This is a genomic window from Fibrobacter sp. UBA7003, from assembly GCA_002449765.1.
Classification (GTDB): domain Bacteria; phylum Fibrobacterota; class Fibrobacteria; order Fibrobacterales; family Fibrobacteraceae; genus Fibrobacter.
In genome coordinates this window covers 204,787-226,172 of the sequence record DJXN01000004.1, presented here as the reverse complement: position 1 = coordinate 226,172, position 21,386 = coordinate 204,787, and the positions used below count along the sequence as shown (strand labels likewise).

Annotated in this window: 24 protein-coding genes; 11 read left to right on the top strand and 13 right to left on the bottom strand. The window is 52.9% G+C overall.

What is annotated here, in order from left to right:
• Positions 1-112 precede the first annotated feature (112 nt).
• Complete coding sequence (locus B2952_RS03495) at positions 113-526, bottom strand: putative toxin-antitoxin system toxin component, PIN family (protein WP_290733762.1); 414 nt, start codon at positions 524-526, stop codon at positions 113-115.
• Positions 523-810 carry a type II toxin-antitoxin system RelB/DinJ family antitoxin gene (locus B2952_RS03490; RefSeq protein ID WP_290733764.1) on the bottom strand — a complete coding sequence of 96 codons (288 nt, stop codon included), beginning with the start codon at positions 808-810 and terminating at the stop codon, positions 523-525. Before B2952_RS03490 ends, B2952_RS03495 begins: the two co-directional genes overlap by 4 nt.
• A gap of 518 nt (positions 811-1,328) precedes the next feature.
• On the opposite strand from B2952_RS03490, the gene B2952_RS03485 reads away from it, so the two are divergent.
• From B2952_RS03485 to B2952_RS03470, 4 genes are all read left to right on the top strand, one after another.
• The gene (locus B2952_RS03485) at positions 1,329-3,653 is read left to right on the top strand and encodes a fibrobacter succinogenes major paralogous domain-containing protein (RefSeq protein WP_290733766.1); all 2,325 of its coding nucleotides are present in this window, start codon (positions 1,329-1,331) and stop codon (positions 3,651-3,653) included.
• A gap of 112 nt (positions 3,654-3,765) precedes the next feature.
• Entirely contained in the window at positions 3,766-4,290 is a 525-nt protein-coding gene (locus tag B2952_RS03480) for a hypothetical protein (RefSeq protein ID WP_290733768.1), read from the top strand.
• A gap of 2 nt (positions 4,291-4,292) precedes the next feature.
• Entirely contained in the window at positions 4,293-4,859 is a 567-nt protein-coding gene (locus B2952_RS03475; protein WP_290733770.1) for a hypothetical protein, read from the top strand.
• Between the two features lie 240 nt (positions 4,860-5,099).
• Positions 5,100-5,273 (top strand): hypothetical protein, encoded by a 174-nt coding sequence (locus B2952_RS03470; protein WP_290733772.1) that lies wholly within the window; start codon positions 5,100-5,102, stop codon positions 5,271-5,273.
• A gap of 173 nt (positions 5,274-5,446) precedes the next feature.
• Here the strand turns inward: B2952_RS03470 and B2952_RS03465 are convergent, their stop codons facing one another.
• Positions 5,447-5,851, bottom strand: coding sequence for a putative toxin-antitoxin system toxin component, PIN family (locus B2952_RS03465; protein ID WP_290723907.1), 405 nt, complete (start codon positions 5,849-5,851; stop codon positions 5,447-5,449).
• Complete coding sequence (locus B2952_RS03460) at positions 5,848-6,066, bottom strand: hypothetical protein (protein ID WP_290733774.1); 219 nt, start codon at positions 6,064-6,066, stop codon at positions 5,848-5,850. The genes B2952_RS03465 and B2952_RS03460 overlap by 4 nt, the downstream gene beginning before the upstream one ends.
• Positions 6,067-6,262: 196 nt before the next feature.
• Between B2952_RS03460 and B2952_RS03455 the strand changes: the two genes are divergently transcribed.
• The 3 genes from B2952_RS03455 to B2952_RS03445 are packed head-to-tail and all read left to right on the top strand — an operon-like array spanning position 6,263 to position 8,553.
• Entirely contained in the window at positions 6,263-7,054 is a 792-nt protein-coding gene (locus tag B2952_RS03455; protein ID WP_073114340.1) for an amino acid ABC transporter substrate-binding protein, read from the top strand.
• Between the two features lie 18 nt (positions 7,055-7,072).
• Positions 7,073-7,732, top strand: a complete 660-nt coding sequence (locus tag B2952_RS03450) for an amino acid ABC transporter permease (RefSeq protein WP_073114339.1) — start codon at positions 7,073-7,075, stop codon at positions 7,730-7,732.
• A gap of 17 nt (positions 7,733-7,749) precedes the next feature.
• Positions 7,750-8,553: an amino acid ABC transporter ATP-binding protein gene (locus B2952_RS03445; RefSeq protein WP_349679816.1), complete on the top strand. Its 804-nt coding sequence runs from the start codon at positions 7,750-7,752 to the stop codon at positions 8,551-8,553.
• A 10-nt stretch (positions 8,554-8,563) separates the two neighbouring features.
• Here the strand turns inward: B2952_RS03445 and alr are convergent, their stop codons facing one another.
• Genes alr through B2952_RS03410 form a run of 7 tightly spaced genes read right to left on the bottom strand, consistent with a single transcriptional unit; the run spans position 8,564 to position 16,504 of the window.
• Positions 8,564-9,787: an alanine racemase gene (gene alr / locus B2952_RS03440; protein ID WP_173365344.1), complete on the bottom strand. Its 1,224-nt coding sequence runs from the start codon at positions 9,785-9,787 to the stop codon at positions 8,564-8,566.
• A gap of 32 nt (positions 9,788-9,819) precedes the next feature.
• The gene (locus B2952_RS03435) at positions 9,820-10,626 is read right to left on the bottom strand and encodes a hypothetical protein (protein ID WP_290733779.1); all 807 of its coding nucleotides are present in this window, start codon (positions 10,624-10,626) and stop codon (positions 9,820-9,822) included.
• Between the two features lie 16 nt (positions 10,627-10,642).
• The gene (floA, locus tag B2952_RS03430) at positions 10,643-11,614 is read right to left on the bottom strand and encodes a flotillin-like protein FloA (RefSeq protein ID WP_173382619.1); all 972 of its coding nucleotides are present in this window, start codon (positions 11,612-11,614) and stop codon (positions 10,643-10,645) included.
• Positions 11,615-11,656: 42 nt separating this feature from the next.
• Entirely contained in the window at positions 11,657-13,315 is a 1,659-nt protein-coding gene (locus tag B2952_RS03425; protein ID WP_290733781.1) for an NfeD family protein, read from the bottom strand.
• A 43-nt stretch (positions 13,316-13,358) separates the two neighbouring features.
• Complete coding sequence (gene mqnE, locus B2952_RS03420) at positions 13,359-14,399, bottom strand: aminofutalosine synthase MqnE (RefSeq protein ID WP_290733783.1); 1,041 nt, start codon at positions 14,397-14,399, stop codon at positions 13,359-13,361.
• 1 nt (position 14,400) lies between these two features.
• Positions 14,401-15,090: an SIR2 family NAD-dependent protein deacylase gene (locus B2952_RS03415; protein WP_290733786.1), complete on the bottom strand. Its 690-nt coding sequence runs from the start codon at positions 15,088-15,090 to the stop codon at positions 14,401-14,403.
• Positions 15,091-15,130: 40 nt separating this feature from the next.
• Positions 15,131-16,504 carry a M20/M25/M40 family metallo-hydrolase gene (locus tag B2952_RS03410; protein WP_290733788.1) on the bottom strand — a complete coding sequence of 458 codons (1,374 nt, stop codon included), beginning with the start codon at positions 16,502-16,504 and terminating at the stop codon, positions 15,131-15,133.
• A 33-nt stretch (positions 16,505-16,537) separates the two neighbouring features.
• On the opposite strand from B2952_RS03410, the gene B2952_RS03405 reads away from it, so the two are divergent.
• The 3 genes from B2952_RS03405 to B2952_RS03395 are packed head-to-tail and all read left to right on the top strand — an operon-like array spanning position 16,538 to position 19,092.
• On the top strand, positions 16,538-17,713 hold the full coding sequence (locus B2952_RS03405) for a dihydroorotate oxidase (protein ID WP_290723880.1): 1,176 nt from the start codon (positions 16,538-16,540) through the stop codon (positions 17,711-17,713).
• A gap of 20 nt (positions 17,714-17,733) precedes the next feature.
• Entirely contained in the window at positions 17,734-18,306 is a 573-nt protein-coding gene (locus tag B2952_RS03400) for a hypothetical protein (protein WP_290733790.1), read from the top strand.
• 9 nt (positions 18,307-18,315) lie between these two features.
• Positions 18,316-19,092, top strand: a complete 777-nt coding sequence (locus tag B2952_RS03395; protein ID WP_290723875.1) for a redoxin domain-containing protein — start codon at positions 18,316-18,318, stop codon at positions 19,090-19,092.
• A gap of 2 nt (positions 19,093-19,094) precedes the next feature.
• Here B2952_RS03395 and B2952_RS03390 read toward each other — a convergent pair whose 3' ends face one another.
• Complete coding sequence (locus B2952_RS03390) at positions 19,095-19,439, bottom strand: hypothetical protein (RefSeq protein ID WP_173382612.1); 345 nt, start codon at positions 19,437-19,439, stop codon at positions 19,095-19,097.
• 290 nt (positions 19,440-19,729) lie between these two features.
• Here B2952_RS03390 and B2952_RS03385 point away from each other — a divergent pair, with 290 nt between their 5' ends.
• Positions 19,730-20,002, top strand: coding sequence for a hypothetical protein (locus tag B2952_RS03385; protein ID WP_173382611.1), 273 nt, complete (start codon positions 19,730-19,732; stop codon positions 20,000-20,002).
• A gap of 90 nt (positions 20,003-20,092) precedes the next feature.
• Here the strand turns inward: B2952_RS03385 and B2952_RS03380 are convergent, their stop codons facing one another.
• Positions 20,093-21,382, bottom strand: a complete 1,290-nt coding sequence (locus B2952_RS03380) for a formylglycine-generating enzyme family protein (RefSeq protein WP_290733792.1) — start codon at positions 21,380-21,382, stop codon at positions 20,093-20,095.
• Positions 21,383-21,386 lie beyond the last annotated feature (4 nt).

Here is a 21,386-nt window from a genome sequence, read left to right as displayed (position 1 = left end):
AGGAATGGGCGCATCCCGCGCCCCTCTTATGTCATCCCCGCGAAGGCGGGGATCGCCTTTAGCAAAAAGGGACCGCAGCGATGCGGCCCTTTTTTGCGTACAAATAAAAGAATTACAAGTTGTCCAAAATACGCAGCATTTCTGCCGGAGTGACGACTTTGGAGTGCTTTGGAAAATGTTTCAGATTTCCCGTGACAAGAAACGCGTCATCGGTTTTATTCTTTTCCATTGTGACTTCAAAAAATACGACGTCTTTGGGGTCTGGAAAATTGCCAACAAGCGATTCTACGGTTGTCATGTTTTCACCGATTGTCTTTAAGCGTGAAAGCAAAAATTCGACAGTCTCTTTTGGAAAATGAAATTTTTCACGGGAGAGCACTTCTTCGTATTCTTGTAAGATAGAATCATTGAAAACGGGAATAATCTCGTGGGCGTAGGTTTGTTGCACGACCTGCCCTGGAATGGAATCCCATTTTAGCAATGCGGAGACCAGCACGTTCGTGTCAATGACTGCGTAGCATTTCATTTGCCGGCTCGGACCTGTGCGATTTCGTCGTTGATTTCATCAAGAGACATATCTGCAACTCCTGCATCGGCGGCAGACTGCGAAGCCTGTTTCATGGCATCGAGAACATCGGCGGGAGCGGCTGGACGGAGCTTCATACTGAAGGGTATGCCGTTTTCCAGAATGGTTCTGGCAAGGAACATGCGGACGGCTGTCGGCAAGTCGATGCCGAGCTTTTCGTATATGCTTCCTGCTGCAGAACGGGTCTTTTCGTCCACCCTGACTTGCAATAGCGTACTTGGCATGATGGCTCCTTTGCTTTGCAGAAATCTACAAGTGCGTTTGAAGTTGATTGTAATACTCCTGTATTAATATACAATATTTTTGTTGGGAATCCAAATAAATCAAAGCCGATAGATTGTTATTTTAGGGGAAAACATGAAAAATTGCAAAAAAAAAGCGTATGTCAAAAGTTTTTTTTGAAAACAATTAAGTTATTTTTAAAGAGTAAAAAAGAGTTTAACCCTGTTCTCAAAGCGAAATCTCGACAATTTCCAATGACTGAGGACAAGGCGAACACTCACGCAGGTATGCCGTTTTGCGGTATATCTCGGTTTGTCATGCCAGCATTTCAACTGGTCGTGGGCAACAGCCCGTTTGGGGCGTGGGTCGTTTGCATTTATCAGTCAGAGGCAGTCGAGAGCCCCGCTTTGGTAAATGCAGCGAACCCGCACCCCTTTTTTGTATCCATACAAGATTGGTGTCGCGCTTTCTAGGCCGAACAAGGCGAAACTCTATAGGATTTTAGCCGGTGGAGGCTGTCATGGCTTGGAACAAAATTGGCAATTTTGCAGCACTATCCATTGCTTTCACTCTCGCTGCGTGTGGCGACGACAGCGGCAGTGGAACGGACAGGAATTCTGATTCGGGGCAGACTGGCGAACTTGTCGAACCTACAGATACCGATATCGTTGCAGCCTCGTTTGATGACTTGCCTGTGTGTTCCGGCAAGCGTGAGGGGACAACCGCTTACGTGAAAGACGAAAAGTCCGCCTATGTCTGCGAAAATGGTGACTGGACTCTGGATGATGGAGCGAATAAGGACCCTGATCGGGCTAATGATTCGGCAGGCTCATCAGCCGGGTCGTCTTCTAGTGTTTCTCAAAGTGACGCGAAGTTCTCGTCCAGCGAAGATGGTTTGCCCGAGGGCTTTGTCAGGGAGAATATCTCTGTGACGGGTGTTGCGCAGAAGGGTCCGTTCAAGTTCGGCTCGCCGCTGAACCTGTATGAACTGAAAAAGGATTTGAAACCTTCGGGAGTCGTTTACGAAGATGAAATCTCCAGCAACAAGGGGGATTTTGTAATTCCCAAGGTGAGCCTTGCTTACCCTTGTGCGAAACTTGAAGTCCGAGGTCTTTACAGGAACGAGGTGACCGGTGAATGGTCCAAGGATTCCATGACGCTCCGAGCCTTGACCGACTTTTCGGAGAAACGGACCGAAGTGAATATAAATCTGCTTACCCATTTGGAATATGACCGTGTACTTTACTTGGTGCAAGAAAAGGGGTACAGTGTTTATGCCGCGAAGAAACAGGCTGCCCAGGAGATCATGACGGCCTTCGAGTTTGCGACCGCCGTGACCTATTCCGAAGATTTCGCCATTTTCCAGAACGAGGGCGTGAGCGCGACCACCAGCGCGGGCAATGCAACTCTTCTTGCAATTTCGGCGCTGGTCATGGGTGACCGTAGCGATGTCGAGATTCAAAATGCCATAGACAAGTTCATTGCAGATATCAAGACCGACGGCGAATGGAACGACCTGCAGACCAAGGCCGACATGGCAGACTGGGCGCATGACCTTGATTACGGCACCGTTCGGGCCTCGGTAAAGAGTTGGAACATCTTGGATATTCCAGATTATGAAACCTACTTGGACATCTATTGGAACAACGTGTATGGGCTGGGCGGGTGCTCCGTCAACCGTAAGGATATCGTTGCTCCGAACAGCAACAAGTTGAGCAAAAACTTTAATAAATACTTTATCTGTAATGGTAATCAGTGGGTGGCTGCAACCACCTGTCAAAAAGATACCTACGAATGGACTACAGGAAAGACGGGTGAGTACAAGAAAGGCAATGTGACAGATACAGTATATGTTTACGATGGCTCCAAATGGGCCGTATCAGAAAGGGAAACGGCCATTGGCATTTGCGGAACAAGTAACGCGGAAGTTGTAAGCGAATTTGAAAATGTTTATTACATCTGTAGGAATAATGCCTGGATGGAGGCTACTGCTTTGGAATACGATACCTACGAAAAAGTTTGCAACACAGATGGTTCAATAGTTGATGGAAAGATTATTTCAACAAACAAATACGTTTGTGACGCAGGTGTATTTAGAAATGCTTCAGATGAAGAAATATCTCTTGAGAAGGGTTGCGTCAGTTATACAGAGGGTAATGAAATTAGGAAACAACTTTCGGTGGCGCAAGATTCTGTTTATCTGTGTAGCGACGGATTGTGGAATGGATCCATAGAAAATGTCGAAGGCGATTTGTTTGATTCAAGGGATGGCAAGGCTTACAGGACGGTAACTATCGGAAGCCAAACTTGGATGGCGGAAAACCTGAATTATTCCGACAGTGTGGCATACGTAGGGATGAAGGGAAATTCTTGGTGTTATTACAACGAAGCTGACAGTTGCACAAAATACGGGCGTTTATATACATGGGCTGCCGCTATGGATAGTGTGGGCAAGTGGAGTATGAATGGCAAGAATTGCGGATATGGCAAATTTTGTACACCGACATACCCTGTGCGTGGAATTTGCCCTGAAGGCTGGCACATTCCGACACGCGAAGAATGGGTTACTCTTTATACCATTATGGGATCCCCTTACGCCATGCAGGCTATGGGGTACTGGAGCGACCCGAAGGACACCTACGGCTTTGCTGCGCTCCCTGCTGGCTACTACAGCACTGGTAGCTTCTACAGTGTCGGCACTCGAGCCAACTTCTGGAGTGCCACTGAGAACTATAGCGGTAGCGCCAACTACTGGTACTTGAGCGCGGTCGATGCGTACCGCGACTACATCGGCTACAATAAGTGCTACGGCTACTCGGTTCGTTGCCTCAAGGATTCTCCGTGATGAACTTCCTAGGCAAGCGTGCTTGCCAAGGAAGTCCACCACCGCGGGCCAGCGCAAGCAAGCCCGCCCCGCTCAAAAAAACAATTCACAATTAAATACAAAGGAGTTTTATATGCCGGTAAATAAATACTACACGGGTGATATGAATCCGCAATATCCCGTCCAAGAACAGTTTGCCAATGCTGTTTTTCAGCAGGCTGGCGTGCCGTGGACATCTAAGTGCGAGGATAATCTTTCTCCTAAGGGAGTGAATGCTGGTTGTGTTCCCAAAAATGAAGTTTACTATTCTGTTGACAATGGGTGCTGTAGAGTCAACCTTGTTCTTTCAACAAGTCTGCCGATTGACCATGTGTCCATAGAATTCCTTAAAATAGACCCGTCGAAAAAGGATTATCAGAAAAACAATTTAACAGACATGGAAATAAAGGTGGTTCGAAAGGTTTTTCCTAACGCAAAAATTAAAACCTTCACAAATGAAGGGTATCCACCGTCTGTTCGCGGTCTAGAGTTGTGGCCTTTAGGACCCGATGAAAAACAAGAAAATGAAATAACTGCTCCGGCGACACAATCAAAATTGGCAGATGCGTTGAAAAAAGCGGTTGATTTGACGGAATATCTTCTGAGAGCCGAGATGTGAATATGAGTGACGTCGCTGAATTCGCAAAAGCATTAAAGCTTGTAAATCACGAACATTTTCCGATTCTCTATGGTTTGAAAGAAAAACTTGATAACCTTGCTAAAGGCACTTTTTCGGAAATAGGAACATTTGCTCTTGAAAAGAAGGACAAACGTCGGCTATATTTAGCATACTATTTTACATATCCAAAGGACAAAACTGAAAACTTTAAATGTACAATAGAATATAAGTTTGTAATTAGTGTCAATAGGGAAGAGCCAAAGGGAATTCTCTTTTTCTTGGGATTTCGTCGAAAAGACAATAAGGAAATAGATGATGTAGATAAACAAAACTGCGCGGATATTCTTACCCAAATTAATAGTAAACTACATACGAATTACGGATTTAGTAATGGAGGTCACACGCTTTATTTGAATCCATTATTTGAAGAAAACTTGAATTTTTTTATTAAAGAGGCCTTCAATAATAGCATCTTAAACTTGGGAATAATGGGGCATTTTGCAGATGAAAGCAATGGAGAGTACATCACGTTGAGACAGGCTGAAGTAAATATCAAAACATTTAAATAGATGAATATTCATTTCTAATCAGAGTAACACTGGTAAAGCAATTTGCCGCATTTGCGTTAGGGATAGTGACCCCTGTGAGCCAAAAGCGACTCGTATTGACGAGTCGTGATGGCGACCTTTGGACACTTGGCAACTTGTTGCTTAGTGTACATGGCCACCTTTAGGTGGGAGTGAGCGCTAATTAGATTTTTTTTTGCGTCTAGCGCGAACGGTTGTCATAGGGTCGAGGCGAAGAAGCGTGTGCTCGCCATGGTCGCCCAGATGGACAAGGAGGATTGCGCAACTTGCACGAACCTTTACGAATGCCAGGCCGCCTGCCCGAAGGGTATCACCGTGGATTACATCGCCAAGATGAACCGCGAATACCTCGGCGCCACCGTGACCTACGCCGAAAAGGTGTACGGAAAGGATTAAGAGGTGTGAGGTATGAGGTCGGTCGCTTCGCTCCCTTTGAGGTGTGGGGCTTCAGGCCTTTGAGCATGTCATCCTGAGCGAAGAGGCGTAGCCTCGGAGTCGAAGGATCCTGACCAACATTATAAAAAGGACCGCAGCGATGCGGCCTTTTTTGCGTAGTATAACGATTCTGCTTATTGTAGCATTGCAGAAAATTCTTGCAGATTTTTCAAGATTAATTTCGGAAAGTCAATTTCTTTAAGGATGTCGAAATGAGCGTCATTCGAAACGACGTATGTAGCGTTTCCTGCGATAGCGCAATCAACGAACTTGTTATCATCAGGGTCTTTTTGAATCAACTCAAATCTGAAAAAAGCGTCGATTAATTCAACGGAAGGTGCATTTAAAAGGGCTTGAACGACATTTAGTGCAATGACGGGTGTGGTTTTTTGTGCGATAATCTCTTCGTATTCTTCAAGAATTTCGTTGGATACGCAAAGAGTGTATTTTCCTTCTAGCAAACCTTTCCAAACATTATAGTAAGCCCCTCTTTTGGAAAGAGAGGCTAGAAGGCAATTGGTGTCGAGAACAATTCTCATACTGCTTTATAGGGAGTTCGCAAGTGTTCGCATAAGACAGCTTCGTTCTTTTTATTGTCCCATTTGCCGGAATCCCAAAGATTGTCCATGTCTTTTTCAACCCTCTTGGCAAAGACATCCATCAGGGCAACACGAATTTCTTCCAAAGACTCAGAATCCTTGGCGAAAGAGAACATCTTTAGAAGATGTAGCTGTGTCGGGTTCAGAACTTCCATATAAACCTCCCCCATAATATACATTATTCAAAATTGATATGCCAACCCAATTCGCCTTGAAACTCCTGTTTTGGTGAAAAAAAATAAAAAGCGAATCATTCAGGCCTTAAATATGAGGGCTGCTCAATTATCCGTATTCACTAGAATGCGGCCCTTTTTCTATATTTCTCTTGTAAATCAAAAAGAGGACTTCAAGATGAAAAAGCTTTTAGCGATGTTTGCGGCGGTTGCGTGTGCCGCGGTTCTTTCTGCCTGTAACGACCAGAAGGCGGAATCCAAGACTCAGGCCGATGAATCCCTGAACAAGGTGAAGGCGGCGGGCGAGTTTGTGCTTGGTCTCGACGATTCCTTCCCGCCGATGGGTTTCCGCGACAAGGACAACAACATCGTGGGTTTCGATATCGACCTCGCCACCGAAGTTTGTGCGCGCCTGGGCGTGAAGCTCAAGACGCAGCCGATTTCGTGGGATGCGAAGGAACAGGAACTGAACACCGGCAAGATTGATTGCATCTGGAACGGCATGAGCGTGGACAGCGCCCGCGCGAAGGCCATGAACCTGAGCGACCCGTATCTCAAGAACCGCATGATTTTCACGGTGAAGGACAAGGCTCTTGCAAATCTCGCGGCCCTCGCCGGCAAGAAGATTGCCGTGCAGAACGGCTCTACCGCCCAGAAGCTCCTGGATGCCTCCGAAGCGGGCAAGGCCGCCAAGGAAATAGTCCCGTTTGACGACAACCAGACGGCGCTCATGGATTTGGACAAGGGCGGTGTCGACGCCGTGTTCCTGGACGAAATCGTGGCCAAGTACTGGATTGTGACGAACGCGAAGGACTACACGGTGCTCGAGGAAGGCCTCTCCGACGAAGTCTATGCCGTGGGTTTCCGCAAGAAGGACCAGGCCCTGCGTGATGCGGTGAATTCCACCCTGGCTGCCATGAAGGCCGACGGCAAATTCGACGAAATCTCTGCCAAGTGGTTCGGCAAGTAACGGCCGGCGCGCGGTTCCATGTCTGATTTGAGCAATTTACTCCCGATTCTCTGGGGCGGCTTCTGCACGACGCTCGCCATTTTCGGGCTTACGCTCCTGTTCTCGATTCCGCTGGGCCTGCTTATCGCGGTCCTCAAGATGAGCAAGTGGCGCGTGGTGCGTTACCCGGTATCGTTCTACATCTCGGTGATGCGTGGCACCCCTTTGCTGCTCCAGATTGTGGCGATTTACTTCGGCTCCTACTACCTGAGCGAATATGCGGGCGTGGATTTTTCATTTGACCGCTTCCCGGCGGTGATTGTGGCGTTTTCGATAAACTATGCGGCCTACTTTGCCGAAATTTTCCGCGGGGGCATTCAGTCTATACCCAAGGGGCAGTACGAGGCGGCCTACATGCTGGGCATGACCCGCACGCAGACGTTCTTCCGTATTATCCTCCCGCAGGTGGTCAAGCGCGTGGTACCCGCCAGCGCCAATGAAGTCATCACTCTGGTGAAGGACACCTCCCTTGCGCAGGTGATTGCGGTGACGGAACTTTTTGCGCTGGCCAAGAAGCAGCAGGCCGCCTACGCGAGCATTTACCCGCTGTTCGTGGCGGGTGTATTCTACTATGTGGCGAACCTTTTGCTGAGCGTGCTTTTCGCCTACGTGGAACGCAAGCTCAATTACTATAAGTGAGGCGTGGAATGGAAAACATGAATGAATCTGCGCCGATCCTCAAGGTAGAACACGTCAAGAAGTCCTTTGGCGACTTGCATGTGCTCAAGGATATCTCTTTTGACCTGAAGGCGGGCGAGGTGCTCTCGATTATCGGGCCCAGCGGTTCCGGCAAGAGTACGCTGTTGCGCTGCCTTACCCAGCTCGAAACGGTTGACGGCGGTTTTGTGCAGGTCGACGGCAAGGACATGGTGGTGCCGACCCTTCGGCAGGCTCAGGGACCTTTAGGCTCTGGCCCGGCGGTCAAGTACGCGCCGGCGAAAACGCTCCGCGAAATCCGACTTTCTACGGGGCTCGTGTTCCAGAACTTCAACTTGTTCCCGCACTTGACGGTACTTCAGAATATCTGCCTCGCTCCGGTACGAGTGCTTGGGGACGAGCGCAAGGACGCCCGCGCGATGGGGCGGTTCCTGCTCAAGCGCATGGGCCTCGAGGGCAAGGAAAACTCTTATCCCTGCGAACTCAGCGGTGGCCAGCAGCAACGCGTGTCCATTGCCCGCGCTCTCGCGATGAACCCGAAGATACTTTTCTTTGACGAACCGACCTCTGCGCTGGACCCGGAACTGACCGGCGAAGTGCTCAAGATTATCAAGAAACTTGCCGAAGACAAGATGACCATGGTCATCGTGACTCACGAGATGGCCTTTGCCCGCGACGTGGCAGACAAGGTCATCTTCATGGACGGCGGCGTCATCGTGGAACAGGGAACTCCCGACCACGTGTTCCGCGAATCGGGTAACGAACGCTTGGCGCAGTTCCTGTCAAGATTTTCAAAAGCTTGATGTGATAGCGTTACCGCAGCGGGAATTCCTTGTAGTCCTTGACTCCGAATTCCTGACGCAGGTAGTCCCAGCGCACCAGACGGTTTTTCCAGTAGTACTTGCGGTACAGGCGGCGTGCCACGCGGCTTGTTAGTTCGTACGGAATTGTGTGGTGGTCGTCCGCGACACTTTCCATCGAGATGCGGAAATCGAGTTCACCGTTCACGACGTCGACCGTTTCTCCGACCTGGACATCGGGAATGTGGCTCACGTCGACCATCGTCGCGTCCATGCATACGCGGCCGAGAATCGGGCAAAGCTGTCCGCGGATAAAGACGAATCCCTTGTTGTATTCGCCACGCAGGTAGCCGTCACCGTAGCCGATGGCGATGGTTGCGATGCGCGTGGGCTGTTGCGCCATCCAGTAGCCACCGTAGCTCACCGTCTCGCCGGGCTTTACGTCGTGGATGTGGCGGATGGTGGACTTGATTTTCATGACGGGCTTGATGGGCCACGGCGAGGGGGCCGCCCCCATGCAGTTATAGCCGTAGAGCGCAAGGCCCGGACGCACCATGTCGAAGTGGCTTTCGGGGCGTGTGAGCGTACCCGCAGAACTTGAACAGTGACAGATTTCTGGACGGAGGCCTTCCGCTTCAAGCACGTCCACGAGCCGCGTGAAGCGCTGGATCTGGATATCGGTTTTCGGGTTCCCCGGCATGTCGGCTGTGGCGAGGTGCGTGAACATGCCTTCGAACTTGAGACTCTTGAGGCTGAGCGCCGCGCGGATGTTGTTGAAGTCCTCGGCATCGAAACCGTAGCGGTTCATGCCGGTATCAATCGCCAAATGCGCCTTGCAGGTCGTGCCCGTTTCCTTGAGGAACTGGTCGAACGCCATGGCCGTGCGGATGTCCGTAATGGCGGCAGTGAGCTGGAATTCGACGAAGTAGGCGAAGTCTGCGGGCGTGCAGGGGCCGAGAACCAGGATGGGCAAGTCCATGCCGTATTGGCGAAGCAGCATCCCTTCGCTGATGTGGGCGACTCCGAGGTAGTCGGCTCCACCGAACTTGGCGGCAAACGAGCAGGCGAGACTCCCGTGTCCGTAGGAATCGGCCTTCACTGGCAGGAGAATCTTCGTGTTCGCGGGTATCTGGCTGCGGATAAATTGAATGTTATTGCAGAGGGCGTCCAGGTTGATTTCAATCCAGTTCGGGCGTGCGATCTTGTTTAAGTCGGGGGGAGTCTGTAGAAGTTTCATGATGGCGAAAATATAATATGTTTAGAGCGCCCTTAGCGGTATTGTGTACTCCAGCGTCGCTTGAAGCGGGGCTCGTCCAGCACCTTCGCCCAGATGAATCCCTTGCGCACGTCGGCGATATTTTTCGTCGAGACGAGGGCTGCATGGCGGCGAACCGGAGTTTCGTCGTCATCGGCTGATACAGCCGCGATGGCGGCCGCATTTTCGCGGGCGGCCTTGGCGCGGGCTTCGAGTTCGTTGAGTTCGCGTTGGCGTTCGAGTTCGGCTTTATGAACATCTTCATCCGCATCTTGCCGCACCTGTTCCGTGGCCTCGTTCTTTTTGCTACTGGAGGGCTGGCTGTCAGTACGGTTCAGCAGGTTTTCGAGTTCGTCGAGGTCGTGCACCAGCACGTCGCATTCGCCTTCGCCCATGTCTCGGCCCACGATCCGGTGGGCCTGCAAGTCCATGAGCATTTCGGCTGCGGTATTCTCGTCGACATCGAAGGTGTCCATCAGGAATTCAAGGTCGATGACGTCTTCTCCGATGACCTCTTCGGCGATATCCCGGAGCGTAAGCGGTTCGCTCGGATCACGATGCTGTTCCTCCACAGGGGGAGTCGGCGGTTCGATATTTCCTTGCTCTGCCTCGCGCTGCGCATTTTCGAACTGGCGGATCAAGTCCTGCAACGAGCGGGGCGGGGCTGCTTGCTGCGCCTCGTCCTGGGAATCTTCCGCATGTTCGTTATCGTAATCGCCGGGCACGGAGGGAGGCAGATGTTTCTGTTCCCTTGATTTCTTGACCTTGTTCTCGAAGATCGCGATGACGACTGCGATGGCTAGGAATATTAGGGTTTCCATATTGCCCTACAAACGTTTACTTGGCCTCGGGAGCGTTGCCGATTTCCTTCCTCATCTGGGTGTCGGCTTCGATATTCTTGAGGTTGTAGTAGTCCATCACGCCGAGCTTGCCGTCGCGGAGAGCAGATGCCATGGCCATCGGGATCTGGGCTTCGGCTTCCACGAGCTTCGCCTTCATTTCCATGACCTTCGCCTTCATTTCCTGTTCGGCGGCGTAAGCCATGGCGCGGCGTTCTTCGGCCTTGGCCTGAGCAATCTTCTTGTCGGCTTCGGCACGGTCGGTTTCGAGGATGGCGCCGATGTTCTGGCCCACGTCCACGTCTGCGATGTCGATGGAGAGAATTTCGAATGCGGTACCGGCGTCGAGGCCCGATGCGAGCACCTTCTTGGAAATCATGTTCGGGTTCTCGAGCACGTCCTTGTGAGTTTGTGCGGAACCGATGGACGAGACGATGCCTTCACCCACACGGGCGATTACGGTATCTTCGCCTGCGCCACCGACGAGTTTCTGGATGCTGGCACGCACGGTAATACGCGTAATGGCATGCAGCTGGATACCGTCGAGGGCCACTGCCGAAACCTTCGGGGTCGTGATGACCTTCGGGTTCACGGACATCTGCACGGCTTCGAGCACGTTACGGCCGGCGAGGTCGATAGCTGCGGCTTCCGTAAAGTTGAGCTTGATGTTCGCCTTGTTTGCTGCAATCAGGGCCTGAATCACGCGGAGCACGTTACCGCGGCTGAGGTAGTGGGCTTCGAGCAGGTTCGTGTCTACGGGAAGGCCCGCCTTGCAGCTGAGGATTCGTGCTTCCACGATGACCTGCGGGGGCACCTTACGCAGGCGCATACCGATGAGCTGGAAAATGCTCACGTTTGCCCTGGAGAACAAGGCCTGGAGCCAGAGGCTGAAGAACTTGCCGATAAAGGCGAGAAGGATGATGACGGCGATGGCCGCAATGATGATTCCAACGATAAGGAGTGTATCCATTGTTTGTCTCCGGTGTTATTTTTTCAAATTCTACTAAAATTTTTAGGCGTTCTCGTCCAGAACGACCCAGATATGGCCTTCCTGCACGGATTCGACCTTCACGCGAGTGTTTGCCTCGATGATTTCACCGTGGGTCTGAACGTCAAAGAGCTTGGTGCTGCCATCGGGCATGGTAAAGCTTGCCTGGCCTACGGGGCGTAAAAACGTCTTTGCAGTGCCGGTGTCGCCCACATGCACTTCCTGCACGGATTCCGTGGGGGAGGCCGCGGTTTCGAGGTCCGTCTTGAGCATGGGGGTCCAGCCTTCGGGCAGGAGCGGAATCAGGTACTTGCTCGCGGCAATCGGGAACACGAGCGCGACGCCCGCACAGCATAGCATGTAGAGCAAGCCGATTAGCCATGGGGTCGCATCGAACGTCGTCTCGACGGCGTCGGGGACGTATTCCGGGAGCTCTGCGGGCGAGAACGACATCGCAAGCGCAATTATCATGCAGATGATGCCGCCGATGCCGAACAGGAATGTTCCGGGCATCACGAATATTTCCACAAGGAAGAGGATGACGCCTGCGACGAGCAAGATGGCGGGAATGTAGCCGTCGAGCTGCGGTGCGAACTGCCCGAGGAATACGATGCCGATGAGGATGATGCCGATGATACCGAAGAGCCCGAAGCCCGGGGTCTTGAATTCGATATAGAGCGCGCCGAACCCGATGATGAGCAATATGCCGGAGATTGCTGCGATGGCGGCGGCGATGTCTTCGCCGAGCGTGGTCTCGACTTCACTGGCCTTCTCGATGGCAAGCGTCGTCTCGAATTCGTTACGGTCCTTGAACGTGCCCTTCGAAAATCCGAGTTCCTCGGCTTCCTTGTCGGTCATGGTCAGGAGTTCGCCCTTCTTTACGAGAATCTTCGGGGCGCCCCAGAACTTCTTGTCGGCGCTGTCGAGGACGGCGTACTTCTGGCCCTCGATGATGAGCGTCGTGTCGCGTTCCGTCTTCTTGCCCTTGTCGAGCTTGGCGGTGAGTTCGAGCACTTCGAGTTCCGGAGTTACGAATGCGGAACTGAGCAGTTCGGGGTAGCCGTTGCGCTGGGCGAGGTTCCTGAACTTGGCGCGGAGTGGGGACTGTATTTTTTCGCCGACGATTTGCGGGGTGCCGTCGCCGCCCTGCACAATGGGCGCGCAGTCACCGATGGTCGTGGCTTCGAGCATGTAGAGTTTTTTGCAGGCGAGGGCGATGAGGCTGCCTGCGCTGATGGCCTTCTTCTTCACGAGGGCGATGGTCTCGGGGCCCTTGACCGCCATGATGGTGTCGACCAGGTCGAATGCGGCATCGAGCCTGCCACCGAAGGTGTTAATCTCGAATACGATGTAGTCCGGATTTTCCTTGAGGGCGTCGGCGATGGCGCGTGCGCAGAAATCGTACATGGAGGGTTCCACGTCGCCTTCGAGCTTAATCCAGACGGCGCGCTTCTTATTGGCTGTCATTCTGGAGGGAGTAGAGCGACCGATAGAATCCACGGCGCTGGAAACGTCGGTTGCAGAGGTTTTGTTGGCGTCGACAGTCGCAACGGCGGAGTCGCCTGTGGCGGCAAGGTCGTTGAGCTTGTCGAAACGACTGACGGAGGAATCCTGCGTTATGTTGGCGAAGGAGAATGCCACAAACAGCAGGAGTGCGGATAAAATTCTAGATAACGTCTTCATGTCCATAATGTATAAAAAAGAATTGCCAAAAGAACAATTCTCGTTAGGAGAATCGTTCGTATAGTGCATCCCTTTCGACCGGGGTAAGGCCTTCGCCTGCAATAAGCGACTTCATGCGCTCGGGGCTCATGCCCACGGGTACGGTGGCGCCAGCCGCATGCGTAATCTTTTCCTCGATAATCGTGCCGTCCAGGTCGGAGGCTCCGGCGTGTAGCGCCTTCATCGCGGTCTCGATGCCCATCTGTATCCAGTAGGCCTTGATATGCGGGAAGTTGTCCAAAAAGAGGCGGGCGACTGCGACCGTGCGCAGTATATCTTCTTCGCTCGTGATGTTCGGGACAATCTTGTGCAGCGCGTTGTGCTCCGGGTGGTACACGAGCGGGATGAACGCGAAGAATCCGGGTGCTTCGTCTTGCAGATCGCGCAGCATGCGCATGTGGGCGATGCGGTCCTCGGGCTTCTCGATGTGCCCGAACAGCATGGTGGCATTTGTCGGGATGCCAATCTTGTGTGCGGCGCGGTGCACGTCGAGCCATTCCTCGCCGGTTTCCTTGCCGGGGCAAATCTGGTCGCGCACGCTCTGCACCAAGATTTCGGCGCCTCCGCCGGGGAGGGCGTCCAGGCCCGCTTCCTTGAGCGTGGTCATGATCTGCAGGGGTGTCTGGCCCGAGATTTTCGCGAAGTGGCAAATCTCTACCGCGGTAAAAGCCTTCAGGTTCACTTTTGGGAATTCTACGCGAAGTTTGCGCAACATCTCGATGTAGTAATCGAATGGATGGTCCGGGTGGAGCCCGCCTACGATGTGCAGTTCCCGTGCGCCTCCGGCAATCGCTTCTGCGGCCTTGTTCCGGATGGTGCCGTAGTCCCAGTCGTATGCGGTGGGGCTATCCTTCTTGATTTTCGAGAAGGCGCAGAACTTGCAGTGCAGTACGCACACGTTGGTGTAGTTGATCTGGCGGTTGTTCACCCAGTACACGGATTTCCCGTGCAGGCGTTCCTTCTCGGCGTTTGCGCGTGCGCAGAGTTCGTCGAGCGGTGCGTTTAAAAACAGGTCTAAAGCTTCGGATTCGCTAAGTCGCGGCATTTTATACAAACTCTTCGCACCACTTGGGTACGATTTCGGTCGCCTTGCCCTGCACAAATACGTCGGTATCCGGGTCGTGTGCGGGAATTTCGAGGTTGAGGCAGGTCACCTTCGCGCCAAAGCGCTTGGCAAAGTTCTTGAAACCGGCGGCGGGGTACACGACGCTGCTCGTGCCGATGTACACGAACTCGTCGCAGTCGCGCAGTGCGTTCTGTATCATGTCCATGTAGAGCGGAACTTCCTCAAAGAACACGATGTCGGGGCGGGTGCCTGCTCCGCAGAACGGACACTTGGTCTCGAGCGTTTCTTCACCCTTGAACATGAATTCGTGGTCGGGGTGGTTCATGCAGCGGAGCTTCATCAGGTCGCCGTGCATGTGCAAGATGCGCTTGCTGCCCGCACGTTCATGAAGGTCGTCAACGTTCTGGGTCACCAGCAGAAAACGGTCGCCTAGGCGCTTCTCGAGTTCGGCGAGTGCAATGTGGGCTGCGTTCGGCTTGTGTTCGGGGAGTCCCTTGCGCAAGAAGTTGTAAAAGTCCATCACGCGCTTCGGGTCGCGCCTGAGCGCGCCGGGCGTACATACGTCCTCGATATTCTCGTGTTCCCACATCCCGTCGTTTCCGCGGAAGGTGCGGAGTCCGGATTCTGCGCTAATTCCTGCGCCCGTCAATACAACCAGGTTCTTTTTCATAGGTTTCCAATATAGCAAATTCTAAAAAAACGGGGTCGCTTTATGCAAGCGAGATAAAGAATAGTGTTTCGGCGACGATTCCCGACTTGAAATCGGGGAGGTAGAGGCTTTCGTTTTCGCCGTGGGCCGCGCATTCGGGGTCCTCGAGGCCGGTGAGCAGTATGGGAATGTCGCCGAAGGTCTTGCGGAAGAGTTCTGCACCCGGGATGCTAGCCCCGCAGCCGATGAACTTGGTATCGTTCTTGTAGGCTTGCGCCATTGCTTCGCTCATCTTCTTGAAGAAGGGGTGCTGCGTGTCGGTGACGAACGGGTTTGCACCGTCCTCGATTTCGGCGGTAAATTCGAGCCCGTTCGGGACCTGAGCCTTCAAAAAGTCCACGAGCATTTGTGAACAGCGGTCCGCATTCATACCGGGCGCAAGCCTGATTCCGATGCGGGCGTAGGCGCAGTCCTGGAGCACGTTTCCCGCGCTCGATCGGTTGCCCGACTCCATCGCGGTCACCACGATGGATGGCCTGCGCCAGAGCGATTCGAGAATTTCCCCTTCGGGGACGGTGAGGCTTACTTTGTCCAAAACGCCGCTCTCGCTGCGGAACGTCTTTTCGCTGTAGCCGAGACTGCGGTACGATTCCAGTTCTTCGGGCGTAGGCGGTACGAGGCCATCCTCAAAATTCGGGATGGCGATGTTCCCGCGCTCGTCGGTCAGCGACGCTATCATGCGGCAGAGTGCCTGAGCGGGGTCGGGAATCGGGCCTGACCAGCTGCCGGAATGGAGCGGCGTCTTGGTGCTGCGGAGGGTGATGTTCACCGCGCTCATCCCGCGGAGAGTTGTCGTGATGGAGGGAGTCCCCTTCGCGAAGTTCCCGAGGTCGGCCACAATCACCGCGTCGCACTTCAGGAGTTTCGCGTGCTCGCGCAATATTTCTGCGAAGCCCGCGCTTCCGGATTCTTCTTCGCCCTCGATGATAAACTTGAGGTTTGGTCCCTTGTCGCCGAGCATTTCGCGTACCTGCTTGAATGCCGCAAGGTGCGTGATTATGCCCGCCTTGTCGTCGGCGGTGCCGCGCCCGTAGATGCGGTCGCCGCGGATTTCGGGCTCAAACGGGGCGCTGTTCCACAAAGCCTCGCGCATGGTGGGTTGCACATCGTGATGCGCGTAGAGTAAAATCGTGGGCTTGTCGGGGCTCGTGAGGCTTTCGGCATATACGGTTGCCCTCCCGCTCGGCGGCAGCAGGAACTGCACGTTCTTAAGACCGGCCTCCACGAACATTTTCTTGACGGCTTCCGCGCTCTGTTGCACGAATTTCTGGTCAAAATTGTCGAAACTGATAGACGGAATGCGCACAAGCCGCTTGAGGGCATCGATATAGCTGGGGAAACTCTCTTGGATTCTATTTTCTACGTTCGTAAGCACTTTTTAACCTCTTTTTTTTGTAATTTAAATAATATGGCGAACGATTGCATCAACCACGAATACTATTTGCGTTTTAGCGACAAGGTTCTTGCGCTTATTCGTAAGATTTTCCACAATTCCCCGGAGTTCAGGCACGACTCGTTCAAGTATGCCGCTCGTTTTGCTCCGTTTATCCCATTCATGGGCGGACGCCCGGATTTGAGCAAGCCTCTTAAGCGTGTCATCACTTTTTCGGACCACAGCAATTCGCTCTATCTCGGTTGCCCCATCATTTTGGCGGCCGGCGCGAACAAGACGGCTCTCCGTATCAAGGATTACGCAAATGTCGGCTTTGGTGGCATTACCGTGGGAACGGCGACTCGCCATTTCCGCGAAGGGAATACGCATCGTCCGCGCATCGGTTTCTTGGAAGAGGACCGTGCCATCCACAATAGTATGGGCCTCAATAACGAAGGTGTGGAGGTCATTGCGAAGCGTGTGGATGCGCAACTCGTGAAGGCGCACAAGGCGGGCCTCTGTGTGGGTATCTCGGTCGCGGAGACTCCGGGACTTACGGACCCCGAAGAAAAGCTGAAGGATATCCTCGAAAGTTTCTCGATTGCCTACCGTGCAGGTGACTATATCGAAATCAACGTGAGCTGCCCCAATACAGGCGAGTCACGCGTGGACCTCGACATGAGTTTTTCGGAACGTATCTTTACCGAAATAATGAATTTCAGGAACGGTCTCGGACTGCGCAAGGCGGTGTATGCGAAACTCAGCCCCGACCTTTCGGAACGGCACCTGATTTCCATTATGGAAATGCTTGTACGTACGGGCGTGAATGGGGTTGTCATCGGGAATACGTACCCGACCGCGAAACTGAGCGAACTGCCCGTGAACGTAAAACTTGAGGATCTCAAGCCTCTCCGTGCCGATGGCGACTGCGGTGGCATGTCTGGTCGTCCGCTGTTCGACAACATGGTGTGGAACGTGAAGTATATTCGCGAACATTATCCGCAGATGAGCGTTATTGCGTGCGGCGGCATTGACCACGGGTACAAGATTTACGACCTCATCAAGCTCGGTGTCGATGCGGTGCAGTGCTATTCCGTGGTGGCTTTCCGCTGGATGGCTGCCCACGCCATGCGAAACGAACTCATGGATGCGATGCTGAACGACGGCTATAAGTCGCTCGGCGAATATGACGACCGAAATCCGAAGAAATAAGTTTATTTGTGTTTTTGACAATGAACGTTGTCTTCAAGTCTTTTCTGATCCTGCTTTTGGCCGTAGCGTTTGGGTGGAGCCGTGATTTTATGGGCCTCCCGGTCGAGGACGAGGTTTCTGACAGCGACATGTCCATGCCGGGCTTTGTTGTTGGCGGGGGCGTCTCGCTGGCGTATTACCTTCGCGGGTTCGACGGAACTGTCGATGTCGATGCCGAATACCGGATCCATCGCCTTCATTCGCTTGGCCTCCATGGCGGAATTTCCATTGCGGGAGAATTCGTTGAGACCGGACTTGACTGGCGATGGTATTTCAAGGGAGCGCTGATTCAAACGGGACATGACGATTTTTTGCATTTTTCTGCGTCGGTATTCTGCATGGAACATTTTGATGAGTGGTTCTTTTCGCCAGCGGTTGAATTCGGTTACGGACGCGACATCCTGTTTTTCAAGAAGACCGAATTGCTAGGAAGAATCGAGGTCCAGGCAAGCTACCTTCTGGGCGAACCAGTCACCAAGATGAACGATCGACTCCTCGTGGACGAGAGCGGTCGCCTTATAGTGAACATCCGCTTTTCGCTGCTGTTTTTTTAAGGAAATGAAATGATGAATAATTTGAAGCGCACGTTGTTGTTTTCACTACTGTTTGCTGTTGCGCCTTCGTTTGCGGGACCGTGGCTCGGCCTCATCTTCAAGAAGGTCGAATTTGAAAACCACCTCGCGCTCGATGTGAAAGGCGTACATCCTGGTTCTGGCTGCGTGGCCGCAGGCATTGTCGCAGGCGACAAGGTCATCGGTTTTGCGGGCAAGCCGCTTACCGACATGTCGCAGATAACCTCCGTCATTTCGTCTTCGAAGGCGGGAGCAGTTGTCGCTGTCGAAATACTTCGCGATGGCAAGAAGAAAAATCTCAAGGTGAAGCTCACCGACCGTCCCGATGACATCAGCAGTCTCACGGGTTCTGCCATCGGGAGCAAGATGGCGGAATTCGGCAAGAACTTCTACCAGAACGGCGAAAAGCGCAAGGTAAAACCCAAGGCGACGCTTCTCGATTTTTGGGCGACCTGGTGCGGACCATGCCGCCAGACCCTCCCGATTCTCGAAAATCTTTACAACAAGCTCGGCAACCAGGGGCTTGAGGTCATTGGAATTGCCGACGAACCCCTTTCGACGCTCAACGCGTTCTATGAACGTCAGCATCGTTCTCCTTATCCGCTATATCGCGATGCGACCAAGGACTTTTGGCGCCGCTACGGAATCCGCGCCGTACCGACGCTCATGCTGCTCGACGGCGAAGGCTACATCAAGGGTGTCTGGAGCGGAGTGCCGAACGCGAAGGCGCTCGAACAGGTTGTCCGCGAAACAATGGAAGGAAAATAGGACTACTTCTTCAGGGATTCGAAAATCCTGTTGTATTCGTCCTTGGAAATCCTCTTGTATCCGGTTGTGACACCACCGAATTCGTAGAAGGCAGAATCGCCCTTGACCCTCATCAGGTATTCCATGTCGTAGGAATTCTTGCCGCGAATGGCTCCGTCCTTATAGGAGGCGTCGAGGTCGCCGTTGATGTTGCGGATGATGTAGTTGTTGCCTTCGTTCGGGATGACTTCGAAAATCATGTTGGCTTCGCCAAGCCAGCATCCGACGAACTGACCTTCATCCTTTTGGCATCCGCTAAAGGAGAGGGCGAGGAGGGAGAAAAGTGCGATGGAAATAATCTTTTTCATGTCTCTCAAAATAGTTATTTTTAAAGAGAACGATGAAATATGTGACCTTCGCAGCTCCTTTTTTGGCAATACTCCTACTTTTGGGAGTCTATCTGCTTATTAGGACAAATGATCGCCCTGTTCAGAAGTTCGAGCCCAAACCGGAAACGGAGGTTGTTTTTGATGCGGAAGAGTATCTACGGCAGTTGAAAATGTCGCATAAGCCCTTTTCGCAGGGAGGGGTCCATAGACTTTTGCTCAAGCGGACTCGACAAAAACAGGGGGTGTACCTCGAAAGCCTGGAGCCAGCGATGGATTCCGTGGGCCTTGAAATCGTGAACGCATTTCATGAGGTGATGGGTTTCGAATATGTGCCCGTCATAACAAGCGGAAACGATTATCCTTACCACGTCCGCAATTCCAAACATTATGAGAACAAGGCTCTCGACTTTCGCTTGAAGGGACTGCTTCTCGAAGAACGTAAGTCCGTTATCGAAATAGCGCAGAAGCGCCTTGCCGGTCGAGCCCGCGTTCTCTGGGAAAAAGGCGAAGCCGAACACCTGCACGTGGAATTGATCGATTAAATATTCCATCGCCCGAGAACTGCATTCATTAACGCACAAGTCAAAGACTTGTGCGGGGGGGCAAACTTGTTTGCCCGACTATATTTACCTCTATCTGCAGCAGCGGAATCCGACGCTCGGGTATTGGTTCTGCGGGTAGAAGCTGAACTTGCTGTCGGTGCACTTGCTTTCGTTGTTCGTGTTCCATGCGCCGCCCGCCACGAGGAACATGTTCGGATGGTCCTTGCTTGTGGTGGAAGTCCATTCCCAGAGGTTCCCGTTCATATCGTACATGCCGTACCAGCTGCGGCACTGTTCCTTGCGTCCGCTGCGCTTCACGGCCTTGGTGTTTGTATTGCACTTGTTCTGACGGTAGCTGTCGCCGTAGGAGTAGCGTCCTTTGTCCTTGCCGCGGCACGCCGCCTGCCATTCGTCGATGCTGCAGAGGTGCTTGCCGGCTTGCTTGCAGAGCTCTACCGCCTGTTCCTGGTTCACCATGTCACGCGGGACGGCATCAGGTTCGTTCGGGTATTCGTAGGCGTCCACGCAGACCGTCTTCCCGCCGACGGGGACGGGGTAGGCGTTCTTGCCGCACACGTTGTCCGATGCCATGTCGTATTTGGCCTCTTCCCACTTGCTGCGGTTGCCGACGGAATCCTCGGCGAGGTAGAAAACGCTTCCGGTCTTGTTGTATTCAACGGCCTTGCCTGCCTCGACCGGATTCATAGTGTCGCCAATCGAAAGGAATGTCTTGCACTTGATTTCGTCGCATTTTACCTTCAGCTTGATGGGGTCGTAGTAGCGGCCGGCAGGCGGCGTGATTTCGGCGGACGGGGGTGTCTTGTCCGAGGAACGGATGCTGTCCTGCACGCGCTTCTTTTCAAGTGAGTCGAGCCGGGCCTTTTCGGCCTTGGCTATGCTGTCGTTGCGCGCCTGTTCCACTTTCTGAAGCGAATCGTTCACGGCGCGGATGCTGTCGCGCACGTGCTTCACGCTGTCGCGCACATGGCGAAGGCTATCCTTGTTGATTTCCGGTTTCAGGTTCGCGAGCGAATCGGCAACGCGGATGGAATCTGCTACGCGTGCGCTATCTGCTGCTCGGAGGCTGTCGGCAATGCGGGCTTCTTCTGCGCTGGCTAGGCTGTCCATCTTGGCCTTTTCCATGCGACGCAGACTGTCGAGAATGTAGTTCTGCCTGGCTTCGAGCTCGGTTTGCTGTTGCTTCTGCAGGGCTTCCTGCTTGATCCTGTCGAGCTGACACTGCACAATAAAGAGGCAAAGCAGCAAAAGGAACATGATGACAAGAACGACAATGTTCTTCTTCTTGCGCTTCTTGGCCTTGGCATCGAGGGTTTCGTCTTTTTCTAGATCTTGCTGTTCGTTCGGCGTATTCTCTGTCATGGCG